The sequence below is a fragment of the Natrialba magadii ATCC 43099 genome (assembly GCF_000025625.1).
Lineage (GTDB): Archaea > Halobacteriota > Halobacteria > Halobacteriales > Natrialbaceae > Natrialba > Natrialba magadii.
Genome location: NC_013922.1, coordinates 1,572,936 through 1,597,951, shown reverse-complemented (window position 1 = coordinate 1,597,951; position 25,016 = coordinate 1,572,936). Strand labels below are relative to the sequence as shown.

Sequence of the window (25,016 nt, the reverse complement as noted above, 5' to 3'; positions counted from 1 at the left end):
AGGACGATCGCGAATGAGACGGGTAGTAGTGCTGTTACTGCAGATCACTGTCTACAGTGCGACAACTCACTCTGTCGGTGAGATAACTGCAACGTAGACAAAGCCACTCATCGCGCCGATAGGCACTGCTGCCCACCACGCTTCTACGAATGCAACATAGATGACGCCCCACGAGAACACGGCTGCTCTGAGAGGGGACGCACCCGAAAGCACCTCAGGTACCGTCACCAGTATTCCGAACAAGAGGAGGACAACGCCGTAGGTTGCAAACACGCCCAGAACTCCACACACCAATCCACTAACAGGCGAGGTCGGCGTCACGATTTTCCACCCACCATATCCGATAGCGAAAGCGGCAGGGACAACGAGTGGAAGTGCCAGAGCAGCTAACGCGATATTAACAAAATCTGCCGCTGCATCCAGTCCAACCGAACCGATCACTGTGGAGATTCCGGCGTAGAATATTGCCGTACAAACCGCTGCGCTCGCACCCGCGTATCCAGCCCCGACAGCGTGATTTTCGGCCTTCGGAAGTCGTCCGGGTCCGTACCGCTTGCAGCCGGTTGCCAGCCTGTCGATTCCGCGGCCGAGGTCGGCGCTGCGGCGGGGTGGCGAGCCCATGCGGATCTTTTCAACGAACTGTTGCAAAAGTGTTCGGCCGCGTTTCGTGGACTACTCCATCGCGGTTAGCTCGTTGCCATTTCTCGGCAGCTTTCGGCACACTTCGGCAGGATCTCCGCACAGGCCTGGCAGTGGTCGTGGTCGTGTTGCTCACACTCCTCGGCACACTCCTCACAGAGGTCCGCACAGAGTTCGGCGAGGTCGCGGTGGTAACCCGAGTTTCGCGCCATCCAGCGAGCGTGCAGCGTCGTGATGTCCGCCACGTCCCGACAGAGCCGGATGCAGCGGGCCATTCCCTCGCCTTCCTCGGCGCAGGCGTCTGCACACCACTCACAGATCTGCGCGGCCTCGAGACAGTTGTCGATACACTCCTGCATGTGCATGTGGTCGTCCACGTGTGAAAGCTGGTCGAGCGCCATCACAGAACGGACATCGCCACCGCTCATCAACGTCCGATGGGCGTTTGCAAGGCGGAATCAGCAAGTCAGTAAGCCAACGGACCAGCGAATCAGCGTCGCGCCTCGAGTTCCGCCTCGAGATCCTCGATCTCCATATCCTTCATCGAGAGCAAGACGAGCAGGTGGTAGACGATATCCGCCGCCTCGTAGGCGATCTCCTCCTCGTCGTCGTCTTTCGCCGCGAGAATCAGTTCCGTCGTCTCTTCACCGAGCTTCTCGAGTACCGCGTTCTCGCCCTTCTCGTGGGTAAAGAGCGAGGCGGTGTAAGAGCCCTCGGGCAGCGTTTCCTTCCGATCTTCGATGACGGCGAACAGCTCGTCGAGCGTATCGTCCATTTACAGTTCACCAGAGACGTTGCGGATGTCTTCTAACTCCGCGAACTTCTCGCTGTCGTCTCGGCCGTCCTCGAAGACGGCCTCCGAGACTTCGATCGAGGCGTTCGTTCGCGCGGCGAGCGCGAGCGAGTCACTCGGCCGGGCGTCGATGACGGTCTCGCCGCGAGGCGTCGCGACGTGGAGATCAGCGATGTAGGTGCCGCCCTGGCCGCCCTCGCGGTTTTCGATCTCGCTGACGACGACGCGGTCGATTCGGCTTCCCAACTCTTCCATCACGTCGAGCAACAGGTCGTGGGTCAGCGGCCGGCCAATATCTTCGGCTTCGAGGCCACGGGCGATGCTCGAGGCCTCGTTGAACCCGATGAAGATGGGGACCACGTCGTCCTTGCCGTCAATCTCGAGGACGACGACGGGGACCGGTCCCTGCGGGGTGCCGGCGACGCGAACCGCGTCGATAGATGCCTGCATAGCCCTAGTGAGGGCGGCCGGGAAGAAAAACGTGCCCGGTTGCGAACGCATACCTGCGCTGTGTCGGACCCGCGTTGTATCGCTCGCTCGAACTTACGCGGACTCCGAGGCCGGCAGCGCCGCCTCCTCGTTCTCGAAGAACGCCAGTCCGTGAATCCGGCTATCGGGCGTTAGCTCCGGGTGGAAAGAGGTCCCCACAACCGGCCCGTCTCGTACCGCTACTGGTCGACCGTCCCACGTCGCGAGCACCTCGGCAGATCCCGCGTCCGCGATTGCCGGTGCGCGGATGAACACCGCCGGAAACGGCTCGTCGTCTGCGAGCCCCGCCACGTCGAGCGGTGCTTCGAAACTGTCCTTCTGGCGACCGAAGGCATTGCGTTCGACCGTCACGTCGAGCAACTCGAGTTCGTCTACGCGCTCGTCGCCGGTGTCGGCCGCGGCGACGATCAGGCCGGCGCAGGTGGCGAACAGCGGTTTGCCGGCCGCGACGTGGTTCTGGATCTCGGGGGCGATGCCGTCGTCGTGGAGCAACCGTGAAATCGTGGTGGACTCGCCGCCGGGCATCGCGAGGAAGTCGCAATCGGGGACGAGTCCCGATTCGCGAATTTCGCGGACCTCGACGTCGCGTCCGTGGGCCGCTGCGGCCCGTTCGATGGCTGTGACGTGTTCTGCGACGTCGCCCTGTACGGCGACGACACCCGCCTGAAGTGTCATGGCTCGCGGTAGGGAGACGAGGGTCAAAAGTGGCGCGCACGGCGACGAATCCTGTCGCTATCGGGCACCTGTTGCTATCGAATTCCGACCGCTACCAGGTGTTGGTGTGTGGTGTGAGTAGTGGCGCGAAAATGGGCTGCCTGGGTCGCTTACGAAACGAACGTCAGCAGCTGCACGAGGACGCCGATCAGGACGCCCGTCGCGATGACCGTCTTCGGGTTGATGAGAATCGCGTTCGAGTCTTCCGCGTCAAAGTACCGGACGAGGCCGGCACTGGACATCAGCCCGCCAGTGTTTTGTCCTTTATCCATACCAATCTCTATGTGCTCCGGGAACTAAAACTTTCGACTCCCGGAGTTGCCTCTGCACGAGGGTGGCCGTGGTCAGTTCAGTGGTCCACTCGTTCGGTGGGTCGACTCGAGTACCGTCGCTGTTTGGCGGCCGCTACTCGCTGTTCGGTGTCTGGTGCTCGCTGTTCGCTGCTCATTGCTCATAACTCATTGCTCACTGCTCGCTGCTCACTGCGTCGCCCATCCACGATGCCGGCAAGCCGTCATGACTGGGAAACCCTTATGCGCCGCGCGTGGCAACTAGCGCTGAACCGTATGACTGTCACGCTCAAGGACTTCTACGCGGACTGGTGTGGCCCCTGCAAGACGCAGGATCCGATCCTCGAAGAGCTCGAAAACGACTGGGATGGTCGCTTCGAGGTCGAGAAGGTAAACGTCGACGAACAGCAAGACGTCGCCAACGAGTACCAGGTACGCTCGCTGCCGACACTGATCATCGAGAACGACGACGGCATCGTCGAGCGCTTCGTTGGCGTCACCCAGCGCGAGGATCTGGAGGACGCACTCGAGTCCGCGGGCGCGTAAGCTCTCTGCGACTCGACGTTTCGTTTTTCTCGGACTCGACCCGTACCGTGAGCGGGTGCGCTGGAGGCAGCGTTTGTGGAGGCAGCGTTTGTGGAGGCAGTCTGTCCGAAACTAGACCCACTTCACGCCAACGTCGTGCAGCTCCTCGTTGTACTTTGCGATGTTGATGACAAGCGGTGTCACACTCTCGACTTCCGCCGCGTTCGCGAGCGGCCCCGCATCGAGCGCACGCAGCCCTTCGATTTCGTTCGTCAGATTCCGAACCGTCTCTTTCGCATCCGCGTCGTCGCCGACGAGCAGCGTATCCAGATCGAACTCGAGTTCGATGTTCGCGAGCTTTCCGGCCGCGAGGTTGTGGTACGCCCCGACGACGGGAACGCCGTCTGGCGCGCGCTGGGCGACGAGTTCGCTGACGCTGCCCGTTCCCGGCGGGTGGTAGTGCATGCCGTCTTCGTCGCCTTTCATGCCAACGGCGGGGGTGACCAGAATCGTGTCCTCGTCGAGCACGTCCGCAACGGCTTCGACGGTGTCACCGACGTGGTACGGCGGCACGCTGAGGATCACGACGTCAGCGCGGTCTGCAGCCATCTCGTTGGCGAAGCCCTTGCAATCTGCGGTGGCATCGTGGGACTCGAGTACCGAGTTGTATTCCTCGACGGCGTCGCGCGCTTTTTCAGGGTCGCGCGAGCCGATGAGGAGTTCGTGGTCGGTATCGCGGGCGAAGCGGAGTGCGAGCCCTTCGCCGATGTCGCCGGTGCCGCCGAGTAGTGCGATTCGCATACCTGTCACTCTCGTCGGCACTCGAATAAAGGGTGCGGGGATCGGTGGATTTCACCGCGACTGCGGGAATAGCGTGGTCTCAGTCGAAACGCTTGGGTAAACACCTGGATCTCAGGCGAACACCTGCACGCTCGCCTCGGCTGTGGAATCGCCGCTCTCGACGCGGACGGGGAACTGCTCGTCCTGGCTGGTTTCGTAGGTCTCGTAGCCGAGCGTCAGCGTTTCGCTCTCGCCGGGTTCGAGGGTCACCGTCTCGCTGTCGACGCCGGTCGGGTCGTGGCCGACGATAAGCTCGACCGACGCCGTCCGGGTCTCGGCCCCGTCGTTCGTCACGCTCGCGGTTACCTCGAGGAAGTCGCCGGCGTCGACAGGGGAGTTCGTTCCCTGGATTGAGAGGCCGAGCTGGCCGGTGTCGTCGCCGTCGTCACCATTCTCCTCGTCATCCTCATCGTCTCCGTCGCCGACTGCGTCAATCTCCCACCGCGACTGCAGCGCAGTGGCGGTGCCATCGTCGCAGATTACCCACGGCACGACGTGACAGGTGTGACAGCCACCGTCCATCGAGATGACCGCCGTGTCAGCGTCGCCCTCGAGTTCTGTCACGTCGAGAATGGTGTCCGCCTGGGTGAGCCACCAGACAACGCGGTCGAGTCCGCCGTCGGGATCGGTCGCCTCGAGTTCGAATTCGACCTGGTCTCCCTCCTGAATCGGGACGACGTTCTCTGCAGGCCGCACGCCCTCGACGGACGGCGATGCCGCACCGTCGTCTGTCACCTCGATTTCCCAGCGGGCAGCGTAGGTCTCCTCGGCCGTTTCTCCCGGTCCGGTTGCCTCATCGTCCGGAATAACGGCTGCGGTCACCTCGTGGCTCCCGGGCTCCTCGAACTCGTGCCACCAGAAGTCAGCGCCGATCTCTTCGTAGTACTGCCACTCCCAGGCTCCGCCGACGCCGGTGGTCACGCTCTCGCCGTCGACCCACCAGATCGTCGTCTGGGACTCGTCCGGATCGAGCGCTTCGGCTTCGAAAAGTACCTCGGTACCCGGCTGGACGGCGAGTTCACTGTCGGGACGAGCGCTCGGCAACGCCTCGGCTGCAGTGACGTTGACCGTCTGCTCGGCGACGCCGTGTGGTGTTTCGATACGCACGGGAAACTCGTCGTCCTGCGGGACGGGATAGGTGTAAAACCCCTGCCGAATCGTCTCCGTCTCGCCAGCGCCGACCGTCATCCCGCGGCGCGAAATCTCCGTTTCACCGACGCCGACGACGAGTGCGGCCTCAGTTCGAACGTCCGTCGAGCCGGTGTTCGTGAGCTCTGCCTCGACCTGCAGGTACTCGCCGGCGGGCACGGGCGCGTTCGTCTCGGTGATCGAAATCGAGAGCGAGCCGTCCGTCTCTGTCGTGTCGGTGTCCGTCTCCGTGTTCGGTTGCCAACGCGCTTGCACCGTTTGATCGCTCCACTGAACTGCACCGAGCGTGATGCCTCCCGCCGTGAGTCCCTGGAGGAGCCGGCGTCGAGATGGCCTCGTCATAGGTGAACGGTCACCGAGAGCATGATAAAAGGATCCCGACCGTTTGCCGTCACAACGCCTCATTAGGGGCCGATTGCCACTCGTACAACCGTCGGTCGATAGCAGACGGACACAGCACGTACGGCTGCAGCGTTGTAGGCAGACGCTACTACTTACTACTGGCTCACGCCCAGCCGATGCCGTCGGCTCGACGACGTACTAGCGTGCTACGGTGCCTCGTCTTCGTCCGGATTCATCGCCGCGCCGAGGCCGCTGTCGTAGTCGTCCCGGTTCTCCACCTCACGGATGCGCTGATCGACGCGATCCGCGAGTTCCCGTCGTCGCTCCTCGTCGACGGCTGCGTCGTTCCCCAGTGCGTCGAGATCCTCGCGGGCAGTTCGAAGGACAGACAGCGCTTCCTCCTTCTCGAGTTCGGTCGCGCGATCGAGTGCTCGTCTCACATCGTCGAGCGTGCTGTCGGCCATGGACTGTCGTTCGACGGCCAGGGTGTTCAACGTGTCCGCGGCGAGCGCCGCGTTCGACCGCTCCACCCCTCTCGCTTCGCAGCCCCGACCTGCACCAATCGCCAACGCAGCTCCCAAGATACTCCGCTGCGTGCGTCGACTCGAGTACACAGTCTATGCCCGATCCCGCACTCATCGCCCACCGTGGCTACGCCGGCGTCGCACCCGAGAACACCGTCGGCGCGGCCGTCGCGGCTGCATCTCGCGAAGATACCACGATGATCGAACTCGACGTGCAGCCCGCCGCCTGTGGCACACCGGTCGTTATCCACGACGAGCGACTCGAGGGCGACCCGTCTCGCTCGCGCGCCGGCCGTCCGCTCACCGACGCGACGGGACTCGTCTGGGAGACAGCTCTCGCGGACATCCAGTCAGCCAGCGTGCTCGGAACCGACGAGACCGTCCCGACGCTCGCAGACGTTCTTGCAGCCGTTCCCGACAGCGTCGGCGTCAACGTCGAACTGAAACACTGCGGAGCAAGCGACCTGCGTTTCGCCGAGTTGTTAGGGCCGGACGAGCGGGCAGAACGACGTGCGCTGTGGACACCGTTCGTCGAGCGCGTCGTCGCCGACTGCGACGCGTTCGGCGGTGAGATCCTCTTTTCGTCGTTCTGCGAGGGTGCACTCGCCGCCGCCCGCGAGGTTGGTCCCGAGTACGATCGTGCCGTGCTCGTCTGGGATGCACTCGAGTCCGGCCTCGAACTGGCGCGGCGGTACGACTGCGAGGCGATCCATCCGCCACGAAACGCAATCGCCGGCCTGCCCCTCGCTGGGACCGAGTACGCAGGGTTCGATTCCGAAGCGCCGGCTATCGACATCGTAGAGACGGCCCACGAGGAGGGACGGGCGGTCAACGTCTGGACGGTCGAGACCTGGGTGCAGTACGATCAGCTCGCGGCGGCGGGCGTGGATGGGATTATCGTGGAGTATCCAGGGCTTCGGCGTGGCTCGGACCCACTGAGCCGTTAGCTATCCCGATCGTTCGTCTCGCTCCCACGTTCTGCCTGGTCCGCGATGGGACTCTCTGCTGCAGCCAGTTTGAACACGAAAGCAGCGCCGAGGTAGATCGGAATCGAATAGAGAAGGAGCAACACCGGGACAGCGATGATACCCGGCGTATTCGGGTCGCTAACCTCGTAGACGAGCGCCGCCAGCAGGAAGGTGATGAGCGCGAGAAACACGTCAGTTCGGTCCACACTCACCTCGGCATGTTGGGTGGCCAACAATCTTCTGGTTTGATGTGTTTCTGGCTGTACAAACTGTGCGCGTTTTTCGTCATCGTCGTTGGGAGCAGGTGGTACTCGAGTTCGGCTCGATTGAGATCTCCGGATACTGATACAGAGTGTGTGCTGGATACAGAGCGCGAATGTGGTACTGACTGCGAGTCGATCTCCGTTGGTAGTGGTCGGTCAGTGCAGTCCAAGTAGTCAATCCACAAGACACATATTTGAGAACAATTAGAAACACGAAATAATGAACGAGAACGCAGTCATCTTCCGTCTCAATCTGATCATCGCACTGTTGATTGCCAACATTGTACTACTGCTAGTCTTCTTTCTCCCTCCGGAATTGCTCTTTCTCGGCGGCATTCTTCCTGCCTTCCTGATCCCAGTAGCGCTTCTGCTACTCCTCCGTCTTCGGTAGGTGTGCAGATATACTGGCCGGATGCGGTATTCATTGGGAGCGAAACAAACTGTGTCGCTGTGCTGTCTCTCTGCTCTGTATGCACACACCGCTCGAGTACTATCCTCGGTCACTGATTTCGACAGACTTCGAGTTTGCTGCTGTCGCCCCTCCTCAATTCCTCCCCTCATCTCCGACTCCTCCTCAATCCTTTCCCCCATTTTCGCCCACCCCTCAATCCTCGCCCTCTCCTCCGTCCCGCTCCTCGCTTCCACTCCCGCTACCGACTCCACCCCTGTCGATGTCGATGCTCACGCCCGTTTCGGCACCTGCGCTATCACCCACACCACCACCTCCTCCACCATCATCGATACTGGCACTCGAGAGCCCCTCGTTCGCCGGCCCCTGAAGCACCTCCCCGTCCGGCGCGAACCGCGAGCCGTGGCAGGGACAGTCCCAGCTACATTCGGCGTCGTTCCACTCGACGAGGCAGTACATGTGGGTGCAGACGGCTGAGGTCGCGTGCAGGTCGCCGTCTGCGTCCCGCGCACACGCCACCGGTTTCCCCCCGCTGCGGATCACGGTCCCCTCGCCAGGGTCGAGCGAGCGCAGTTCGGGCGTGAGCAGCGCGCGGAGCCAGTCAGTCGCGAACTCGCTCACGGCGTCGACGTTCTCGGTGATCGTCTTGCCCGCCGACGCCTTCGGAGTGACCCGCATCGGATCGAACAACTTCCGCTCAGGTGGTTTGCGACCGTCGATGAGCGCCGCCAGCAGTTGGCCGGCGGCGACGCCGTTGGTCATTCCCCAGCCGCGAAAGCCGGTGGCGACGTACACGTTCTGCGCCCCCGCGCCGACGCGGCCGACGAACGGCACCTTGTCGACCGGTTTGTAGTCCTGGTTCGACCACCGGTAGGCGACCGATTCGACGGGGAATCGTTCGCGAGCCCACTCGAGTAGCGTGCGATAGCGCTCGGCTGTCGAGCCGCCCTGTCCGGTTTTGTGGTTTTCGCCGCCGACGAGGAGGAGGGCTTCGCTGTCGCCATTGTTGCTGCCGTCGCCCCTGCTATCGCTGTCGTCGTTCTCTCCCCCATTGCTCCCGTCTTCCCCACCTCCAGCGCCGCGATAGGTCCGAACAGAGCGGTAGTTGTCGCCCGTCCGATAGTACATCCCCTCGGGCGGTTCGCCGTCGAGACGGAGTGCGAGCACGTAGGATCGTTTCGGGTGCATCCGCGCGAAGTAGCCCGCCCGGTCGAGAATCGGAAAGCCGGTCGCGAGGACGACCTGTTCGGCGGTCACCGTCGCCGACTCGGTCTGTACGCGACACGGCGTGCCGGACTCGACGTCCGTCACGCGGGTTCCTTCGTAGACGGCCGCGCCGTCGTCCTCCTGCAGTACGTCCGCGATTCCGAGGAGGTACTGGCGCGGGTGGAACCACGCCTGATCGTCGAAGCGAACTGCGGCCTGGGCCCGCTCGAACGGCGGTACCGAGGTCACGAAGGTTGCTGGCAATCCCGCGAGCTTGGCGGCGTCGGCCTCGCGTTCGATCGTATCTCGATCGTTTCCGTAGAGGTACGAGGGCTGGCGCTCGAACCCGCAGTCGATCCCGAACTCCTCGATCCGGCGCTCGACCGCGTCGATTGCCTCCTCCTGTACCGCCGCGTACTGCTTCGTCTCTCGCCGGCCGAACTCCCGGCGCAGGTAGTCGTAGATCGCTCCGTGCTGGCTCGTCAACTTTGCCGTCGACTTCCCCGTGATACCCGCTGCAATCCGGTCACGTTCGAGAACCGCAACCGTCTTCCCACGCTCGCGTAACTCGAGTGCAGTCGAGAGGCCGGCGATGCCAGCGCCGACGACGCAGACGTCGACGGTGTGGTCTGTTGTGAGCGCGGGTACGGATTCATCGGCTGACTCGTCGACTGGGCCGCCAGTCGCATCCGCCGGTGGCTCATCGAGTGCCGCGTCGGCCGGCTCCGCGAGCCAGACGGGAGTCGGCTCGCCGGGCAGGCGGGGGTCACAGGAGAACGAGGAATCAGGGTCGGGTGCGGTCATGGGGCCACGCTACATCGAGCGGTGGCAAAAAACGGGCGTGCGAACCTGCCGGTTTCCGGTAGCTGGAGAAGGTGTCTCCTTATTTCCCCACTTACTCGTCCGCGAGCAAGGCAGGAAGTTCGTTGACGGACTCGAGTACCGCCGCTGCGTCTTCGTCAGCATACTTCTGTCGACCTTCTGCGCCGGTGAGACCACCGGTCAGAACCCCGATTCCGTGGTACTCGCGGCTCGGATCCGCCTCGATCGCGTTCGTCGCGGTTCGCACGTCGTCCAGCGTGTCGCCGACGAAGATGACGCTGTCGGCGTCGAAGCGCTCGGCCAGCGTCGTCAGCGCGCGTGGGTGTGGTTTTCCTTCCTCCCAGTCGTCCATCGTAAACCGGTGTTCGACCGGAATCTCGTCGGCGAGGCCGACGCGATCCAGTGCGATTTCGGCCTCTGCCTCGGGTCGGCCGGTCAGCACGCCGACGGAGACGCCGGCCTCGTCGAGCAGCCAGTTACGGGTCTCTTCGTCGAGTATCACCGGTTCGTCGTGAATGAATCCCTCCTGGCGCAGGTCGTCGTCTGGCTCGCCGGACTCGAGTGCCTGATAGAGTTCCTCGCCGAGATAGAGCTGCTGGAAGACATCACGCAGGCGCTCGCGATTCCAGCGGTCGGTGACGCGTTTCGTCGCCTGTGCGCCGATGCCGTCGCGGACGGCGCTTTCGGCGGCCTCGAGTCCGCCACCTGCAGCAGCGATTTCGTCGGTGAACTCGGCGAGTGAGGCGTCGTAGCCCTCTCCGGTTGCGAGCACGTAGAGCGCGGCGGCGTCGGTTAGCTCCCAGTCGTTGTTGAAGCCGCCAGCGTCCTTGAACTGCTGAATATCGTCCTTGCGGATCGTCCGGCCGTAGACGGTGTCGACGGATTCGATGATCGCGCGCCGGTAAGAGTCGGCGACGTCGACGAGGACGCCGTCGATGTCGAGGACGATGGCATCGACGGCTGCCTCGAGTGGCGCAGTCCCGTTTCTGTTTCTGTTTCTGTTTCTGTTTCTGTTTCCGTTCCCGTCCCCATTCGCGTTCGTGGTCATACCGTCTCGAATGGGTCGGAGGGAATAAAGCCGGCCGATTTCTCGTTTCAGGAAGCCGCCCATCACAGCCCCATACTGTCGGTCGCCCCTCACACGAGTGGCGAACCCACAACCGCGAACGCGAGCAGCAACAGCCCAATCGCGTAGAGGACGTCCGCCCACAGCCACGAGAGCAGGCTCACGACGTAGACCACGAGAACGAACGGAATGCCGAGCAGGACGAGCGGTGAACGGCGCCATCTGGTGCGTGTCTGTGCCCAGAGTGCGTTCGCGTCGCCGGTGCTCGGGAAGGCGTGGACGCCGATCACGAGTCCGAGCCAGCCGAGGACAGCCGTGCCGGCGAGCAGTTCGTTCGAAGCGCCGCTCGTGTCGACGGCGGGAAGCACGCCGTCAGCGGGTGTGACGATCCCAGTCGTCGTCACGAAATCGGCGAACCCGAGCAGCGCGCCGAACGCGACGACGGTGTTGACCAGAAACGGTGCGACACCGATAACGAAGGCGTCGAGGTACCGTTTGGGCTGCTCGTGACGGACGTAGCCAGCCGGGTCGCCAAAACGAAAGTAGACGACCTCGCGGATGCGGACGCCGGTGAGTCGACAGGCGAGTGCGTGGGCGAACTCGTGAACGACGACGCCGGGAGCGGACGCGAGCTGGAGGGTGACCCAGAGAACCGTTCCGAGGCCGGCGATCACTGCCACGATGAGCGCCGTGATGAGTACCAACAGGAGGGCAGAGAGGAGTGGCTCGGGGAGCACAGGTCATCCTGATGGAACGGTTTCGACGGTGTTAATTCATGCGTCTCGACCCGAACTGGATCGCTGACTCAGGATCGCTGGCTCACGTACACCGTTCCCGTCTCGATCGTTCGCCGCTCGACCGGGATCGCGGGCTGGTCGCCCCCGAGCGTTGTAAAGAGCAGATCTGCACCCGATTCACGGGCAACGTCTCGGGCCGGTCTGTGGAGTTCGGGCGGCAAATTTCGGGCGTAGATCGCGTCCGCGTCGGCGTAGATCGACGGATTCGGATCGACGATATCGTCGCAGACGAAGCGGACTCCCGCCGGCACATCTCGGTCGTAGATATCCGTCGCCGTCACAGTACAGCCACGCTCGGCGAGCGCCGCGGCAACGTCCGTCCGGCGGCCAATCCCCACCTCGACGAGTCGATCGTAGGCCGCGAGGATCTCTGTCAGTGTGGTTCGATTTCGCCGAATGTGGCCCATGGCGGGATGTTTATGAGCAAAGCGCCCATAGCGTTTGTCATGCTCGTCGACATCGTGCCGGTCGGCAACGTCCCCGCGGCAGTCAAACGAGCGGCATCCTCCGCGTTACGGTCGGTCTACGACTGTGACGTCTCCGTGACTGACTCCCAGCCGGTGCCAAACGGCGCGTACGACTCCGGACGCGACCAGTACTCCGCCGAAGCGTTCATCCAACTCGCAGAGCGCGTCGGCCGCGGCGCAAAGAACATCGCGATTACACCACACGACCTCTTCTATCGTCGCCGAAACTACGTCTTCGGCCTCGCCTACCTGGACGGCAGTGGCAGCGTCGTCTCGACCTACCGCCTGCAGACCTCGAGCGACGGCGGCTTCTCGAACAAAAGCGCCAGCGAAATCTTCGAGAACCGCGTCCGCAAGGAGATCGTCCACGAAATCGGCCACACCTATGGCCTGGAACACTGCGACAACAACCGTTGCGTGATGAACTTCTCGCCGACCGTCCGCGAAGTCGACATCAAAGAGGAGAACCTCTGTGGCAGCTGTCAGCGACTGATTAGTTGAATTTACCGACCTCCCCTTTCATTCCCACACATGACTGCTTCCCCCTTCGAAACGCATACCGACGCGTACGACGAGTGGTTCGACGCAAACGACGGTGCCTATCGCGCCGAACAGGAGGCACTCGAGTCCGTCTGTCCCGCCCCTGTTCCCGGCCGCGCACTCGAGATCGGTGTCGGCACAGGACGATTCGCCGCCCCGCTCGGCGTCTCCCGGGGACTCGACCCCGCAACCGCCCCACTCGAACGAGCACGCGAGCGCGGCGTTACTCCCGTCCGCGGTGTCGCCGAATCGCTCCCGTTCGATGACGGGGCACTCGAGTACGTCCAGTTCGTCACCGTTCTTTCGTTCGTCGACGACACTGCTACTACGCTCGCTGAAGCCCACCGTGTCCTCGAGCAGGACGGAACGCTCGTCGCAGCCGTCCTCGACCGGGCGAGTCCGGTTGGACAGGTCTATCAGGAACACAAGGACGAGAGTCCGTTCTACGCCGACGCAGACTTTGTGACCGCAGACGAGGCGTGTAACCTTCTCGAGGAGGCCGGCTTCGAGGTCGAGGCGCGCGTCCAGACGATTTTCGAGGACCCGACAGAACTCGAGCCGGCGGACGTCGACGTTCGTGAGGGTCACGGTGATGGGCTGTTTGCGGTGGTCCGGGCGACGCCACTGTGACGCTGGGTCGTACGATATCGACTGTCGGTCTGGAACGCTCGGATTCGGTGGATGAGTGACTGGCTCGTGCACTGGACGCACCCATCGACACGTACAGGATACTGGCAAACGACTTACACCGCTCGATCCCGTACGGATGATTGATTACCCAATTCCGACAGTAGTGGCGCTGATGTCAATGTCGACACCGACACCGACACCGACACCGACACCGACACTTCGATAGGCCACCCGAATTCACCCAGAACCCGCTTCCAACGCCCCTCTCCGACTCCACTCGTGACAGACGACCACTCCCCCACCGACGCAGATTCGGACGCCGACTCGAGTGCCGACGCTGACACTCCCACTTCTTCCAGTTCGAACTCGAGTCCATCCGCATCCGGCACGAACGGCGACGAGTCTGACGGTGCGGTGTCCGGCGGCGAGGTCGAGATCGAGGTGACGCGCGGACCTCCCGAGTCGAGTGATCGCCGTGACCGTCCCGACCGAACGGACCGCGCCGGACGCCCCGATCGGACGGATCACACCGACCGCTCCGAACTCGATGGCCATGCCAGCAGTGCTCGTCGCGATGGATCGCCAGGCAGTGCGGTTGGTGATGCCAATCGGTCGAACACTACCACTCACCCACAGGAAGGCCCCCTTGCCGACGAACTCGGTCGCATCGACGTAATGACGACTCCCGAGGGCTACGTTGAGGGCCGGATCGCCGACGTGACCGCGCTCGACGAGACGACGGTCGAACTCACCGTCTCGCTCCCGCACGGCGAGCTCGTCGCGTTCGAACTCGAGAAGCCGATCCCATGGTCCGAGGACTTCCTGTTCGCCCGACTCATCGAAGACGTCGGGTACGACGCCGCGTCGATCGATCACGCGATCGGCGAACCGATCTATCTCGCTCGAACCGACCTGCCCGCCGCGGACGCCGAGGCTGGCACTGACACCGCGACAACGACTGATGACTGGTGGACGACCACCGTCCATGCAGCAAGCGACGCCGTCCTCTCCTCGCTCTCTCGCGGCCGGTACCGACTCGAACGCGCCGACGAACCCAAGTGGCGACTGGTGGACCCACTCGAACGCCCCGATGCAACGCCAGAGACCGAGGACGACGGCGTGACGACCGAACTCGTCGGCACCGGACTGATTCTCTTCGGGACGCTCGTCGCCGCCGCCGGCGCGGTCTTCGGGGCGACCGGAACGCTGGTCGTCTCGAGTGCAGTCCTCGCCTACGCGTTGCTGGGCGTGTTGTTTGTGGTAGCAGGAATCGTCGTGATTCTCGATCGGGATGTTCCGGACCACTGAGCGGCCCCATGCGTTCGTGTAGTGAAATGGGTGCACAAATGGGGCGCGGGGGCACGGGGGCACGTTGCCGTGGAAAACGCGACGGCGCGGAGAACCGCTCTCAGGGCGAGTAGTAGTACTCGCCTTCGCGCTTTTGCTCGCGGTCTAGTTGCGAGTCTGGCTTGTTGATTCGCGGACGCGACGTGCGCTCGTCACGGCGGAACGTAACCTCGAGATTAGCGAGGAACTCGTTCATACCGTCGCGCATCGGCTGGGGCTGGCTGGCGTGACCGTGGACCGCTGGTTCGCCGTCGAAGACCATCAGCCGATCCGCGAGCAGGTCGATCATGTACGTGTCGTGGTCGATGACCATCACGGTCGCGTCCTGCTGTTCGGCGTAGCGTCGGATCGCGCTAGTTGCCTGGACGCGCTGTTCGACGTCCAGGTGCGCCGACGGTTCGTCGAGCAGGTACAGGTCTGCAGAGTCCGACAGACAGGCCGCGATGGCGACCCGCTGGCGTTCACCGCCGGAGAGATCGGAGAGGTTTTGTTCCATGATCCGCTCGAGTTGGAGCGGCTGGGCGATTTCGGTGTTCCAGTACGAGGAGCCGAACTGGTCCGTAATCGAGGAGAGGAACGCGTCGACTCGCATGTGCTGGTCGATCGTCACGTACTGTGGCTTGTAGGAGATATCCAGGTCGAGGTCGGCATCGCCCTCGTCCGTGTCGAGATTGCCAGTCAGCAGTTTTGCGAACGTCGACTTCCCGATTCCGTTCGGGCCGACGATACCGAGTACCTCGTTGCGGTGGATCTCGCCGCCCTTGATCTCGAGGCTAAATTCGCCCTCTCCGTAGCTCTTGGAGAGGTCCGGATAGTCGACGAGCACGTCGCCGTGGGTCGCGGTTCGTGGGGCGTGCTCCTCGAACTCGATCGGATTCTGGCGAATCCGCATGTTTTCGTTGTCGAGATAGCCCGAGAGGTACTCGTTGATCCCGTTCCGGACCGACTTCGGCGAGGTGATGACACCGTAGGCACCGGGCTCACCGTAGGCGACGTGTAAGGTATCGGCGAGCAGGTCGAGGATCGCCAGGTCGTGCTCGACGACGAGCATCGACTTCCCTTCGTCCTCGGCGAGTTCGCGAATCAATCGCGCTGCGGTAACGCGCTGTCCGATGTCGAGGTACGGGGTGATCTCGTCCAGGAAGTAGAAGTCCGTATCTCGTGCCAGCGTCGCTGCGATCGCAACGCGCTGGAGTTCGCCGCCGGAGAGATCCTCGATCGCCTGGTCCATGACGGGGCCGATCGACAGCCGCTCGACGAGTGAGTCGAGCGCGTCGCGTTCGTCCGTCTGCTCCAGGAGCTGGCGGGTGTTGCCGTCGAACTGCTTTGGAATCTGGTCGACGTACTGTGGCTTTCGGGCGACGGTAATCTCGCCGTCGCGCACGTCGGCGATGTAGTCCTGTAGTTCCGTGCCACGGTAGGCTTCCAGTACCTCGTCCCAGTCTGGCGACTCCTCGTAGCGGCCGAGGTTGGGCTCGAGTTCGCCGGCGAGGATGCGAACGGCGGTCGTTTTCCCGATCCCGTTCGGGCCGAGGATGCCGGTGACCTGTCCCTCCTGCGGAGCTGGAAGGCCGTACAGCGAGAAGGCGTTCTCACCGTAGCGGTGTGCGGGTTCTTCCTGCAATTCCTGTGGTAGGTTGATAATCTCGATCGCGTCGAAGGGGCACTTCTCGACGCAGATGCCACAGGTTTCGCCGAGACAGATCTCTTCGGAGATGCGGACCTGCTCGGGCTGTCCCTCGGGCGTTTCTTCGCCACGGAGCGTGATGCACTCCTTGCCGGTCCGGTTCGGCGGACAGTAGTTTTTGCACTCGTAGCTACAGCGGTCGGGCTGGCACCGATCTAAGTCTACGACGGCGATGCTGTCGTCCGCCATGGTTATGCGTTAAGCTCCGCGGTGAGCAGGATACCCCACGTCACAAACCACATCGAGAAGGTCATGAACGTGATGAACAGGTAGTGTTTGATCCCGAACTCGTCGTCGCTATAGATGCTCGTGACGTCGAAGAGCACGATCTGTGCGACGATCGCGGTGAGGACGAGCAAGAGCGCTCGCGTATCGCCTGCGGCCTCACCCGGTGAGACATCACCGGTGAGCGCCATGGAGGCGAGCGCCGTCCCGACGCCGAGCAGCGCGGCCAGCGCGGTGACGCTGATCGAGCGAATGTGCTCGCGCCGGTCGCTAATCGATTCGGTCGACATGTCTGTGACTCTATCGTCGGTGGTGAAAAGGGGTTCGGGTTGGGTGCGGCTCAGTCAGCCAACCTCGACGGCATCAACATCAATCTCAATCGTGGAATCGCCGATGTCGTCCAGCGATCCATCTGCGTCCCCAGTCCAGTCGATTTCGTCGCCGGGTTCGATCTCAATCGGTGCTGAATCCGCTCGATCCTCGCTTCGAACAGTCACCTCGCCGCTGCCATCGTCGTTGAGACTGGTCTGCCACTCGAGTTCGACCTCCGTCTCGCCGTCTTCGTTTAGATCACTTTCTACCACTTCTTTCGTATCGACGACCTGGCCGTCGGTGTCCGTGAGCGTGATTATCTGTGGGACATCGTCCTCATCCAAGTCCGTATCACGGCTCGTAACCGTGGCATCGATCGTAGTGGAGTTGCCGGCGGTTACGTTTTCGACGTTGTCAATGTCGACCTCGAAGATTCCCTCGGCCTCGAGCTCCCAGTCGAAGCGAGGGTAATCATCGGGGACGGCGACCCATGGGCCCCCCTCTTCCTCAAAGTTGAGGTTGCCCATTCTGCCGCCTTGGTTCACATCGTTACCTTTCATGTCGTCTTCACTCCGCCCATTCCAGTTGAGTGTGGGACTTGGTGCGTTCCAATCAACATCATTTACGCCGTACGGATCTTCACTGTTCTGCCAGTAGACGCTCTCGGTGAACGTGTCACCGGTAGTGCTTTCTCCCTGAGCACCCAAGATCGTTCCGACAATTGCCCCAGTCGCGCCGTCAAATCCGTCGGCGTTCGTAATCGTATACATCTGATCGAATGTAGAGTCTCGGTAGGATGATGTCCCGATGAGCCCTCCCGCATGGCTCCGGTCTGGTGGACTTCCAACCGAATTTCCATCATCGGCGATCACCGTCATGTTCTGTGTATAGCCCACAGAAACCTCGGTCTGGAACGTTGATCGGCCAATCAGCCCACCGATTCCTTCACCATTCCTGTAATCGGTGTTCGGCCCACCAATTACGGTACCTTCCGCGACAAGTTCATTATCAAGACTGGCGTGAGCCCCGTCTCCAATTAATCCACCCACCAGCTGTTCTTCACCTCTGACAACTCCCTCACTGCGTGATTGAATCACTTCACCGCCGGCCTGACCAACGAGTGCACCAACGTGCTGTTGTCCATGGATGTTCACGTCGGCAAGCCTCACGTTCTCTATCGTTGACCCAGAACCGACTGGATCGGCGTTCGTCGTGTGACCTGTCGCACCAAACAACCCAACAAATCGTTCATCGGGTCGATCGATGGATAGTCCCTCAATCAGGTGACCGCTTCCATTGAAATGGCCGTCGAACGATCCACTGGAGTTCCCTTGGTCACCGTTTGCCGCATAGGGGTTCCCGTCTTGCCCGATCGGTTCGAATCCACGGGGTTCGCCGGACTCTGTTGACTCCTGATAGGATACCTCTAGTTGCCTCCAGTTGTCGCCCCGTCCTGAATCCTCTCGTATCTCTACGACGCCTGCTTCGGCATCGATAAGCTCAAACTCTGGATCACTATTCAAAGTGCCTGCATCTACCTCGACACTTCTTTCAACTACGGGAGTGTTGGAGAGCTCAAACCGATCACCTAATCCAAATTCGCGGCTTTCTGGATATACTGTTTCTGAGTGGCTCACAGCTGGATTCCAGTACTCGGTTCCGTGGGCATCGATGTTGTCGACGAGTTCGTAATGTTCATCGAGGCCCTGATCGTTGATACACTGGAGCTGATCGACGTTGCTTATTTGATACGGGTCATGTTCTGACCCACTACCCTCATAATCGACGGCATCACATTCTGGCCCATCTCGCTTGACGACGACAACTTCCTCCATCTCGTCGTCTTCTGCTTCGAAACTATCCGTCCTGACCGTGATGCGATCAGTTCGCTCTCCAACGTCATACTCAAGTTCGACAGCCTTTGTTCCCGTATCCGGAACGGTAACGGACTGACTACCGGCCTCGTCCCCCCCTATAAATACATCTGTTTCGGCTTCATCTCCTATTGATTCAATAATTGCCTCAACGGTTACCGATCCGTCTTCCTCAACCGGATCATCAAGCACATCGATATCGGTTATGTTGAGCGACGGATAGACATCGACCTTTTCGGTATCACTGTTAGACTCCGTTCCGACTGCGATTTCGGTGTCAGTGGAGTCCGTGGGTAAATCGACGCTTCCCCACTCGAGTTCGACCGATTCCATTCCACTCCCCTCGGAATCGACTTCGGTGGTGTCAACGATGGTGCCGTCGAAACCACTGAGCCAAACGAGTTGATCGTCTCCATACCCGCGCTTTTCGACATTTGCGTGGACTGTTAACGTCTCTCCCTGGCCGACTGGATCCTCGACGTTAGTGATGGTGACCTCCGGTGGATCATCCTCGATGATGAATTGGCCTGGGTCGTTGAGGGTGGCCCCTCCTGGAGCAGTTTCGACGTTGTACTCGTACTCTTCCCCCGGTTCGACGCCGATTGCATCGCTTGGGTTGCCAGTTTTGAAAAAGTGGTTTGCGCCAGCCCCGTCCCAGTTCCACTCCGAGTGATTGGCCGTCGAGATATATTCGCCAGGCTCAATTTCGTCGTCAGACGTGATTTCCCGACTCTCGACACCAGTACCCGATTCGTCCCGAATCATGAGCGTAGCGTTGACATGCCCTGATTCGTTTCCGTAATTCATCAGTGTCGTATTGACGTGGAAGAAGTCCCCATGATCCAAGATATGACTAGGAAGTGGCTCGTTCCCGCCTTGATCCCATAGCCCGTGGTCCTCTTCGACCAAGAAATACGGCTCTTCTGGGGCTGTGTCGATCTCTTCGATCGTCATCACGACCTCGTTGGGATTCGAGGTCGACTCTACGTTGACATCGAACTCGTGGAATTGATCAGCGTACTCTTCTTCGCTTCCGAGGTGGTCCTTCCACCCCTCCGCATACTCGCTCTCGATCTTGATCGCAACGTCTTCGTTCGCCTCCTCAACCGCTGTCGTGAGGTTTGTTGCCGCTTCCGACTCGCTTTCGAAGTCGTGCCGGAGAACTCCCTCCGATCCGATCGTCTCCGACTGATGGACCTGCATGAACCCCAGTTCCAGCAATCCATCCTCGGTGAAGCCGATCTCCGGCGACTTCTCTGTTCGCACGCTGGACTCAGAAACCTCCCAGATGGCACCACCCTGGTGTGCGAGCGTCCGATCCTCGAGTTCGAACTCGAGTGCACCAAGATCTTCAGTGGCTGTCCGACTCGAGTTGTCCCATGGTGGTTTTTTACCGTCCGTACTGTTGTACCAGGTGATTGAAATTGAGCCATCGCTGACAACCGAGGGTTGGCAATCTGGATCGTCAAGTGCTAGCGATTGTTCGTATCCCGTTGAGGCGACGGTGCCGAGCCGGTGGTCAGTCTCGTCCATACAGAGGTGGACCTTTTCGCGGTCGACCTCAGAGCCAAGCCCGTCGAGCATAATGGATCCAGCTGTGAACAGCAGGAGTGCACCAATCCCGACCATCGCAAAGAGAAGAACAATACCGAGTACTGGACTTGCGGCTCGGTCCCCACCGACACCCCTGTGATCCCCGTCCATTTCTAGTCTTATGAATCAGTAACTAATACCAACTATAAAAATATGTATACCTATCAATGTTACCGGGTCGGCAGGCCGAACACGCTGGCACATCCGAATCAGTCACTCAGTCGTGACGAGTGCTGACCACCTGGTCAAGAGACGATATCGACACTTGCAGGCGCAACGGTTGCATTTTACTTGGCCCACAGATTGGAATTTTCTGCAAGTTTGTCGGTGAAAGGCTCAACTTTTATACTGCTGCACGCTTTCGATTCGTAACATGGTAGAGACCGACGGGGAGGAGATCGAAGACTTGCCTCCGAGCGCCAAACTCGTTTTCAAGGTTCTCGAGTACGACGGGCCGCTCACCCAGAAGCAGATCGTCGAGGAGTCGATGCTTTCGGCGCGGACGGTTCGGTACGCACTCGAGCGCCTCGAGGAGATCGGAATCGTCGACGAGGATATCTACTTTGCTGATGCGCGCCAGAGCTTGTATCGGCTGGAGGAACCAGTGGCGGCAGACGGGAGCGGTGTCGACGAGGCGCCGAAGAAAGACGCCTGCTGTGCGGAATAACGCCTGCTGTGCGGAGTTACCGGTTCGCGCTGTCACTTCCGTGTTTGAACTGCCGTCGAAGGTGACGCGAGAACGGCAGGATTATTTTGATACGGTGACGCTGCCCAGACATGGACAAGGAGGCGTTACCGCGGTGGGGCTGGCTGCTTGTTGGACTGTTCGCGATGGCGATGATCGCGAACTTGCTCAACTTCACGGTTCTCGGTCCGGCAGGGCTGGGTCCTGATTATCAGGTCGTCACGATTATTACGGCGATGTCACCGGTATTGATCTACGTCGGCGTCTGGTACGACGAGGACCGACAGCACTACTGGGAACAGCCGCGCGAGCACATTATCGGTGACGTGCTGTTCGTCATTGTCGGTGCTGCACTCGGCTCGGCGCTCGCGCTGGTCGCAATCGTCGGCCTCGGTCTCTGGCAGATTCTCCAGGACATCATCGCGATGGGTGCCGGCTTCATGCTCTCCTGGGGGCTGTTCTGGTGGCGAAATCCGAACCTGTATCGACACGAAGCAGAACAGTGACTGATCGGCAGGGGGCATCACTCAGTCTGTGTCAGCATCGACACGCCTGAACCGGCTGATGCCCGGCACCGGCGGTCGACCGCGTTTGTGCTCGGTTCTGGCACATCGCCACGCAATCGTTCGTGCCGTCTCCCAGTCGAGGTCGAGATCGGCAGCAGCGTCGGCGACCGATTGGTCTTGCTCGACCAGTCGGAACAGCAGTGGATCGATCGTCTCGTAGGGTGCACCGAGTTCGTCGGCGTCGGTCTGGTCAGCCGAGAAGCCGGCCGTCGGCGACTTGGAGATGATCCGGCGGGGAACGCCGATTCGTTGTGCGAGCGCCCGTACCTCGGTCTTGTAGAGGTCGCCGATCGGATAAGTGTCCGCCGCTCCGTCGCCGTATTTCGTGAAGTACCCGAGTGCCAACTCCGAGCGGTTCGCCGTGCCAAGAACGAGTCGCTGCTCGCGGTTGGCCGCGTAGTAGGCACAACTCATCCGGAGGCGTGCAACGACGTTTCCGAGTTCGCAGTTGCGTTCGTTGGGTCGGCCGCTGGCGCTGTCGGTGCCACTGGTACTCTCACCGTCTCTGCCACTATCGTCATCTTCGATTCCGTCCCTGTCTCTACTCCCGTCCCTGCTTCCGTCGAGCCGACACTCGAGTACACTCGCCACCGTGTCGTCGAACAACTCGAGGAGCGGCCGCAGTTGGATCTCGGCGAACTCCATCCCGAGCCCCGCTGCGAGTGTGCGGGCGTCGCGGGCGTCGCGTTGTTCGGTTTTGTGACAGGGGAGTGTGAGGCCGAGGACGCGCTCGGGACCGAGTGCCTCGACGGCCAGCGTTGCCGTGACGGTCGAATCGAGGCCGCCACTCATCGCGACGACGACGCCGTGGGCACCTGCATCGGCGACGCGCTGTTGGATCGAGTCGACAATCTGGGAGCGAACGGCTTCGAGACGGGGCTGCGTAGCGATGAACGGATCGGGCGGAACGGCTGTTTCTGTGTGGACGTTTGTCCTGTCTGCACTGTGTTCAGCACACATTGTTTGGGTTCACCACGTTTGTTCTGTCTGGTGAGACAATCGTCTCACATATATGCGCACTCCTTAAACAGCTAGTAGTCTTCCACCGTGATGGTGGTCGTTCATATAGTTCCCACTCGCCGAACGGTTGGAAAACAAACGCAGCGGCTGACTCGTCGTGATGATTACGACGGCACGGTTGCAACAGCACGATCACCCTCGCGCGAAAATCTCCCCCAAAAAGCCGCTCACTCTGTTCGCGGCGCTACGATGGAACGACCGTAACCGGATCCTTCCGATCGATCGCCTGCTCTAACTCGTCCGCGATCGCACTGCCGCGCGAGACCTGAATCTCCCCGCCGCGACTTACCGTTGCGGTGAAGAGGTAGTCGCCGCCGGCCTGGACCTCGACGGTTTCACCGTGGTTGCCGTCGACGGGGATGACGATGTGGCGGGAGGTGATTTCGGGGGTGACCATTTGGCCTGCAGCCTGTCCGCCGCTGCTGCCACTGTTACCGCCACCGCGGCCGTTCGCGCTTGCACCACCCGCACCTGCGCCGTAGTTCGGGTTCTCGTCGTGCGTCCGCACGTCGATATCGATCCCGAGTCGGTTCTCGATATCTGTGATCCGGCCGCCGCCTTTCCCGATGACACTCGAGATGTCGTCGTCTTCGACGTAGACGGTGGCGGTGTTCTGGCCCTTCAACTGGACGTCGACGTAGCCGCGAGCGACGGAGCGAATCTCGCGTTCGATCTCCTGTTTCGCGATTCGGTCGACGCCGGATTCGCTGCCAGGGCCGCCCTCCTCCTCTTTGAGGGGAACGGTGACGACCTGGCGGTTGAAGGTGTAGATTTCGTACTCCGGCTCACCGGTTTCGAAGTTCGTGACCTGGATGACGGGTCGTGCGAGGTCTTCCTCGGTGAGACCTGCGGGGACCTTGACCTCCGTGCGCACGTCGTAGACGGTGTTGACCTCTCCGGCCTCGATGTAGACGACGGTGTCGACGACCTGCGGGATCATCCCGAGTTCGACGCGGCCGACGAGGCGCTGCAGGGCGTCGATCGGACGGGTTGCGTGCACGACACCGATCATGCCGACGCCAGCGAGGCGCATGTCCGCGAAGACCTCGAAGTCGTCGGTTTTGCGAACCTCGTCGTAGATGGTGTAGTCGGGCCGGACCATCAGCAGGGCGTCGGCCGTCTTCGCCATCTCACCGCCGAGTTCGGTGTACTGGGTGATCTCGGGACCGACCTGCAGGTCGCGAGGCTTCTCCATCGTCTTGACCGCGTAATCGTGGTTCGAGATGAACCGGGCGACCGCCTGGGCGAAGGTCGACTTCCCTGCCCCGGGTGCACCAGAGATGAGGACGCCGCGCTGGCGTTCGAGGAGGCGTTCTTTCAGCTCCTCGGCGTTCTCGTAGTCCTCGATGTCCGTCTGGGCGATCGGTCGAACCGCGGTGATCTCGATCCCGTCCGAAAACGGCGGGCGACCGATGGCGATCCGGTAGTCCCGGAACTGGACGATCTTCATCCCCGGCTCCGAAAGCTCGATGAAGCCCTCCGAAGACTCCTTTGCGGCGTCGACGACCTCGCGGGCGTACTCGTCCATCGTGGCCTCGTCTAACGGCTCGTCGGCGATTTCCTTGTAGCGCATCTCGCCGAGTTCGCCGCGCTTTGCCATCGGGACGGTGTCCGTCTTCAGGTGGACGCTCATCGTCGCCTCGTCGAAGTACGTCTCGACGGTCAGCGTCCCCACGTCGACCTCGCGGGTCTCAGGGGTGACGTGCTCAACGTCGAGGCCCTTCGCCTCGGCGACCTCGGCCTGCACGATATCGCTCGTGAGGAAGGTCGCCTCGAGATCCTCCGCGATGTCGCGGATCAGCGCGTCGATCTCGCCCTCGGAGGCGTGTCCGCGCTCGATTGCGCTCGGACGCTCCCCGACGTACTCGAGTTCGATCGCGCCCTCGTCGGCGAGGTCGGCGAGTCGCTGGAGTTCTTCCAGGCCGTCCCAGCCGGTCTCGATGCCGTCGTTGGCCTGCGCCTCGAGTTCTGCGACGACCGCTTCGGGGACGGAAATCGTCGCTCCCTCGAACTGCCCATCGTCAATCGTCGCCGAGACGCGGCCGTCGATGACCACGCTCGTGTCCGGCACGACGTTCATACGTGAACTGGTTCACGTACGCCTATAAGGGTGTTCACCGCATGGCCACGGTTTTGCTTTCACTGTTTGGCCGCGAGGTTGGTTCTGGTCTGGTTCGTTGGGTGGCCGCTTGTCCATTGCAGTGGCTGGTGTGCAGTTCACCGACCGCTCGGCT

Annotated in this window: 27 protein-coding genes; 8 read left to right on the top strand and 19 right to left on the bottom strand. The window is 61.6% G+C overall.

Annotated features, from left to right (window positions below; genetic code table 11):
* Positions 1-66: 66 nt before the first annotated feature.
* From NMAG_RS07525 to NMAG_RS07500, 6 genes are all read right to left on the bottom strand, one after another.
* Positions 67-621: a hypothetical protein gene (locus NMAG_RS07525; protein ID WP_004217426.1), complete on the bottom strand. Its 555-nt coding sequence runs from the start codon at positions 619-621 to the stop codon at positions 67-69.
* 65 nt (positions 622-686) lie between these two features.
* Positions 687-1,040: a four-helix bundle copper-binding protein gene (locus NMAG_RS07520; protein ID WP_004217425.1), complete on the bottom strand. Its 354-nt coding sequence runs from the start codon at positions 1,038-1,040 to the stop codon at positions 687-689.
* 89 nt (positions 1,041-1,129) lie between these two features.
* The gene (gene hisE / locus NMAG_RS07515) at positions 1,130-1,414 is read right to left on the bottom strand and encodes a phosphoribosyl-ATP diphosphatase (RefSeq protein WP_004217424.1); all 285 of its coding nucleotides are present in this window, start codon (positions 1,412-1,414) and stop codon (positions 1,130-1,132) included.
* A complete protein-coding gene (locus NMAG_RS07510; protein WP_004217422.1) occupies positions 1,415-1,882 on the bottom strand; it encodes a bifunctional nuclease family protein in 468 nt (155 codons plus the stop codon).
* A gap of 93 nt (positions 1,883-1,975) precedes the next feature.
* Positions 1,976-2,596, bottom strand: coding sequence for a pyridoxal 5'-phosphate synthase glutaminase subunit PdxT (gene pdxT, locus NMAG_RS07505; protein ID WP_004217420.1), 621 nt, complete (start codon positions 2,594-2,596; stop codon positions 1,976-1,978).
* 149 nt (positions 2,597-2,745) lie between these two features.
* Positions 2,746-2,907 carry a preprotein translocase subunit Sec61beta gene (locus tag NMAG_RS07500; protein WP_004217418.1) on the bottom strand — a complete coding sequence of 54 codons (162 nt, stop codon included), beginning with the start codon at positions 2,905-2,907 and terminating at the stop codon, positions 2,746-2,748.
* Positions 2,908-3,168: 261 nt separating this feature from the next.
* Here NMAG_RS07500 and NMAG_RS07495 point away from each other — a divergent pair, with 261 nt between their 5' ends.
* Positions 3,169-3,471: a thioredoxin family protein gene (locus NMAG_RS07495; protein WP_012996540.1), complete on the top strand. Its 303-nt coding sequence runs from the start codon at positions 3,169-3,171 to the stop codon at positions 3,469-3,471.
* 111 nt (positions 3,472-3,582) lie between these two features.
* Here the strand turns inward: NMAG_RS07495 and npdG are convergent, their stop codons facing one another.
* From npdG to NMAG_RS07480, 3 genes are all read right to left on the bottom strand, one after another.
* The gene (gene npdG / locus NMAG_RS07490) at positions 3,583-4,251 is read right to left on the bottom strand and encodes an NADPH-dependent F420 reductase (protein WP_004217416.1); all 669 of its coding nucleotides are present in this window, start codon (positions 4,249-4,251) and stop codon (positions 3,583-3,585) included.
* Between the two features lie 111 nt (positions 4,252-4,362).
* Complete coding sequence (locus NMAG_RS07485) at positions 4,363-5,781, bottom strand: hypothetical protein (protein WP_004217414.1); 1,419 nt, start codon at positions 5,779-5,781, stop codon at positions 4,363-4,365.
* A 206-nt stretch (positions 5,782-5,987) separates the two neighbouring features.
* Positions 5,988-6,245 carry a hypothetical protein gene (locus NMAG_RS07480; protein WP_012996539.1) on the bottom strand — a complete coding sequence of 86 codons (258 nt, stop codon included), beginning with the start codon at positions 6,243-6,245 and terminating at the stop codon, positions 5,988-5,990.
* Positions 6,246-6,400: 155 nt separating this feature from the next.
* Here NMAG_RS07480 and NMAG_RS07475 point away from each other — a divergent pair, with 155 nt between their 5' ends.
* A complete protein-coding gene (locus NMAG_RS07475; protein ID WP_004217412.1) occupies positions 6,401-7,252 on the top strand; it encodes a glycerophosphodiester phosphodiesterase in 852 nt (283 codons plus the stop codon).
* On the opposite strand, the gene NMAG_RS07470 is transcribed toward NMAG_RS07475, so the two are convergent.
* Positions 7,249-7,479, bottom strand: a complete 231-nt coding sequence (locus tag NMAG_RS07470; RefSeq protein ID WP_004217411.1) for a hypothetical protein — start codon at positions 7,477-7,479, stop codon at positions 7,249-7,251. The genes NMAG_RS07475 and NMAG_RS07470 overlap by 4 nt on opposite strands.
* A 277-nt stretch (positions 7,480-7,756) precedes the next feature.
* Here NMAG_RS07470 and NMAG_RS22035 point away from each other — a divergent pair, with 277 nt between their 5' ends.
* Positions 7,757-7,927 carry a hypothetical protein gene (locus tag NMAG_RS22035; protein ID WP_004217410.1) on the top strand — a complete coding sequence of 57 codons (171 nt, stop codon included), beginning with the start codon at positions 7,757-7,759 and terminating at the stop codon, positions 7,925-7,927.
* Positions 7,928-8,140: 213 nt separating this feature from the next.
* Here the strand turns inward: NMAG_RS22035 and NMAG_RS07465 are convergent, their stop codons facing one another.
* The 4 genes from NMAG_RS07465 to NMAG_RS07450 form a co-directional block, all read right to left on the bottom strand.
* Positions 8,141-9,955 carry an FAD-dependent oxidoreductase gene (locus tag NMAG_RS07465; RefSeq protein ID WP_004217409.1) on the bottom strand — a complete coding sequence of 605 codons (1,815 nt, stop codon included), beginning with the start codon at positions 9,953-9,955 and terminating at the stop codon, positions 8,141-8,143.
* A 91-nt stretch (positions 9,956-10,046) separates the two neighbouring features.
* A complete protein-coding gene (locus NMAG_RS07460; RefSeq protein WP_012996537.1) occupies positions 10,047-11,021 on the bottom strand; it encodes a TIGR01548 family HAD-type hydrolase in 975 nt (324 codons plus the stop codon).
* Positions 11,022-11,110: 89 nt separating this feature from the next.
* Positions 11,111-11,776, bottom strand: a complete 666-nt coding sequence (locus NMAG_RS07455; RefSeq protein ID WP_004217407.1) for a DUF3267 domain-containing protein — start codon at positions 11,774-11,776, stop codon at positions 11,111-11,113.
* A 68-nt stretch (positions 11,777-11,844) separates the two neighbouring features.
* Positions 11,845-12,243, bottom strand: a complete 399-nt coding sequence (locus tag NMAG_RS07450; protein WP_004217406.1) for a UPF0146 family protein — start codon at positions 12,241-12,243, stop codon at positions 11,845-11,847.
* A gap of 39 nt (positions 12,244-12,282) precedes the next feature.
* On the opposite strand from NMAG_RS07450, the gene NMAG_RS07445 reads away from it, so the two are divergent.
* The 3 genes from NMAG_RS07445 (at position 12,283) to NMAG_RS07435 (ending at position 14,781) form a co-directional block, all read left to right on the top strand.
* Positions 12,283-12,804 (top strand): archaemetzincin family Zn-dependent metalloprotease, encoded by a 522-nt coding sequence (locus NMAG_RS07445; RefSeq protein WP_004217403.1) that lies wholly within the window; start codon positions 12,283-12,285, stop codon positions 12,802-12,804.
* A 30-nt stretch (positions 12,805-12,834) separates the two neighbouring features.
* Entirely contained in the window at positions 12,835-13,473 is a 639-nt protein-coding gene (locus NMAG_RS07440; RefSeq protein WP_004217401.1) for a class I SAM-dependent methyltransferase, read from the top strand.
* Positions 13,474-13,752: 279 nt separating this feature from the next.
* Complete coding sequence (locus NMAG_RS07435) at positions 13,753-14,781, top strand: hypothetical protein (RefSeq protein ID WP_004217398.1); 1,029 nt, start codon at positions 13,753-13,755, stop codon at positions 14,779-14,781.
* Positions 14,782-14,881: 100 nt separating this feature from the next.
* Here the strand turns inward: NMAG_RS07435 and NMAG_RS07430 are convergent, their stop codons facing one another.
* The 3 genes from NMAG_RS07430 to NMAG_RS07420 are packed head-to-tail and all read right to left on the bottom strand — an operon-like array spanning position 14,882 to position 20,622.
* Positions 14,882-16,696, bottom strand: a complete 1,815-nt coding sequence (locus NMAG_RS07430; protein ID WP_004217396.1) for a ribosome biogenesis/translation initiation ATPase RLI — start codon at positions 16,694-16,696, stop codon at positions 14,882-14,884.
* A gap of 2 nt (positions 16,697-16,698) precedes the next feature.
* Positions 16,699-17,022, bottom strand: a complete 324-nt coding sequence (locus NMAG_RS07425) for an EMC6-like membrane protein (RefSeq protein WP_004217395.1) — start codon at positions 17,020-17,022, stop codon at positions 16,699-16,701.
* A 54-nt stretch (positions 17,023-17,076) separates the two neighbouring features.
* Positions 17,077-20,622 carry a DUF7289 family protein gene (locus NMAG_RS07420; protein WP_004217394.1) on the bottom strand — a complete coding sequence of 1,182 codons (3,546 nt, stop codon included), beginning with the start codon at positions 20,620-20,622 and terminating at the stop codon, positions 17,077-17,079.
* A gap of 262 nt (positions 20,623-20,884) precedes the next feature.
* Between NMAG_RS07420 and NMAG_RS07415 the strand changes: the two genes are divergently transcribed.
* Positions 20,885-21,178, top strand: coding sequence for a MarR family transcriptional regulator (locus tag NMAG_RS07415; RefSeq protein WP_004217393.1), 294 nt, complete (start codon positions 20,885-20,887; stop codon positions 21,176-21,178).
* A 110-nt stretch (positions 21,179-21,288) separates the two neighbouring features.
* Complete coding sequence (locus NMAG_RS07410) at positions 21,289-21,702, top strand: hypothetical protein (protein WP_004217389.1); 414 nt, start codon at positions 21,289-21,291, stop codon at positions 21,700-21,702.
* 21 nt (positions 21,703-21,723) lie between these two features.
* Here the strand turns inward: NMAG_RS07410 and nadE are convergent, their stop codons facing one another.
* Together nadE and NMAG_RS07400 are read right to left on the bottom strand one after the other, a co-directional pair.
* The gene (gene nadE / locus NMAG_RS07405; protein WP_004217388.1) at positions 21,724-22,722 is read right to left on the bottom strand and encodes an NAD(+) synthase; all 999 of its coding nucleotides are present in this window, start codon (positions 22,720-22,722) and stop codon (positions 21,724-21,726) included.
* A gap of 244 nt (positions 22,723-22,966) precedes the next feature.
* Positions 22,967-24,862 carry a PINc/VapC family ATPase gene (locus NMAG_RS07400; RefSeq protein WP_004217387.1) on the bottom strand — a complete coding sequence of 632 codons (1,896 nt, stop codon included), beginning with the start codon at positions 24,860-24,862 and terminating at the stop codon, positions 22,967-22,969.
* Positions 24,863-25,016: the final 154 nt, after the last annotated feature.

Bases quoted from the DNA above. Each gene is read 5' to 3' on its own strand.
- NMAG_RS07525 (WP_004217426.1), bottom strand. From the start codon at position 621: ATGGGCTCGCCACCCCGCCGCAGCGCCGACCTCGGCCGCGGAATCGAC.
- NMAG_RS07520 (WP_004217425.1), bottom strand. From the start codon at position 1,040: ATGGCGCTCGACCAGCTTTCACACGTGGACGACCACATGCACATGCAG.
- hisE (WP_004217424.1), bottom strand. From the start codon at position 1,414: ATGGACGATACGCTCGACGAGCTGTTCGCCGTCATCGAAGATCGGAAG.
- NMAG_RS07510 (WP_004217422.1), bottom strand. From the start codon at position 1,882: ATGCAGGCATCTATCGACGCGGTTCGCGTCGCCGGCACCCCGCAGGGA.
- pdxT (WP_004217420.1), bottom strand. From the start codon at position 2,596: ATGACACTTCAGGCGGGTGTCGTCGCCGTACAGGGCGACGTCGCAGAA.
- NMAG_RS07500 (WP_004217418.1), bottom strand. From the start codon at position 2,907: ATGGATAAAGGACAAAACACTGGCGGGCTGATGTCCAGTGCCGGCCTC.
- NMAG_RS07495 (WP_012996540.1), top strand. From the start codon at position 3,169: ATGCGCCGCGCGTGGCAACTAGCGCTGAACCGTATGACTGTCACGCTC.
- npdG (WP_004217416.1), bottom strand. From the start codon at position 4,251: ATGCGAATCGCACTACTCGGCGGCACCGGCGACATCGGCGAAGGGCTC.
- NMAG_RS07485 (WP_004217414.1), bottom strand. From the start codon at position 5,781: ATGACGAGGCCATCTCGACGCCGGCTCCTCCAGGGACTCACGGCGGGA.
- NMAG_RS07480 (WP_012996539.1), bottom strand. From the start codon at position 6,245: ATGGCCGACAGCACGCTCGACGATGTGAGACGAGCACTCGATCGCGCG.
- NMAG_RS07475 (WP_004217412.1), top strand. From the start codon at position 6,401: ATGCCCGATCCCGCACTCATCGCCCACCGTGGCTACGCCGGCGTCGCA.
- NMAG_RS22035 (WP_004217410.1), top strand. From the start codon at position 7,757: ATGAACGAGAACGCAGTCATCTTCCGTCTCAATCTGATCATCGCACTG.
- NMAG_RS07465 (WP_004217409.1), bottom strand. From the start codon at position 9,955: ATGACCGCACCCGACCCTGATTCCTCGTTCTCCTGTGACCCCCGCCTG.
- NMAG_RS07460 (WP_012996537.1), bottom strand. From the start codon at position 11,021: ATGACCACGAACGCGAATGGGGACGGGAACGGAAACAGAAACAGAAAC.
- NMAG_RS07450 (WP_004217406.1), bottom strand. From the start codon at position 12,243: ATGGGCCACATTCGGCGAAATCGAACCACACTGACAGAGATCCTCGCG.
- NMAG_RS07445 (WP_004217403.1), top strand. From the start codon at position 12,283: ATGCTCGTCGACATCGTGCCGGTCGGCAACGTCCCCGCGGCAGTCAAA.
- NMAG_RS07440 (WP_004217401.1), top strand. From the start codon at position 12,835: ATGACTGCTTCCCCCTTCGAAACGCATACCGACGCGTACGACGAGTGG.
- NMAG_RS07430 (WP_004217396.1), bottom strand. From the start codon at position 16,696: ATGGCGGACGACAGCATCGCCGTCGTAGACTTAGATCGGTGCCAGCCC.
- NMAG_RS07425 (WP_004217395.1), bottom strand. From the start codon at position 17,022: ATGTCGACCGAATCGATTAGCGACCGGCGCGAGCACATTCGCTCGATC.
- NMAG_RS07420 (WP_004217394.1), bottom strand. From the start codon at position 20,622: ATGGACGGGGATCACAGGGGTGTCGGTGGGGACCGAGCCGCAAGTCCA.
- NMAG_RS07415 (WP_004217393.1), top strand. From the start codon at position 20,885: ATGGTAGAGACCGACGGGGAGGAGATCGAAGACTTGCCTCCGAGCGCC.
- NMAG_RS07410 (WP_004217389.1), top strand. From the start codon at position 21,289: ATGGACAAGGAGGCGTTACCGCGGTGGGGCTGGCTGCTTGTTGGACTG.
- nadE (WP_004217388.1), bottom strand. From the start codon at position 22,722: ATGTGTGCTGAACACAGTGCAGACAGGACAAACGTCCACACAGAAACA.
- NMAG_RS07400 (WP_004217387.1), bottom strand. From the start codon at position 24,862: ATGAACGTCGTGCCGGACACGAGCGTGGTCATCGACGGCCGCGTCTCG.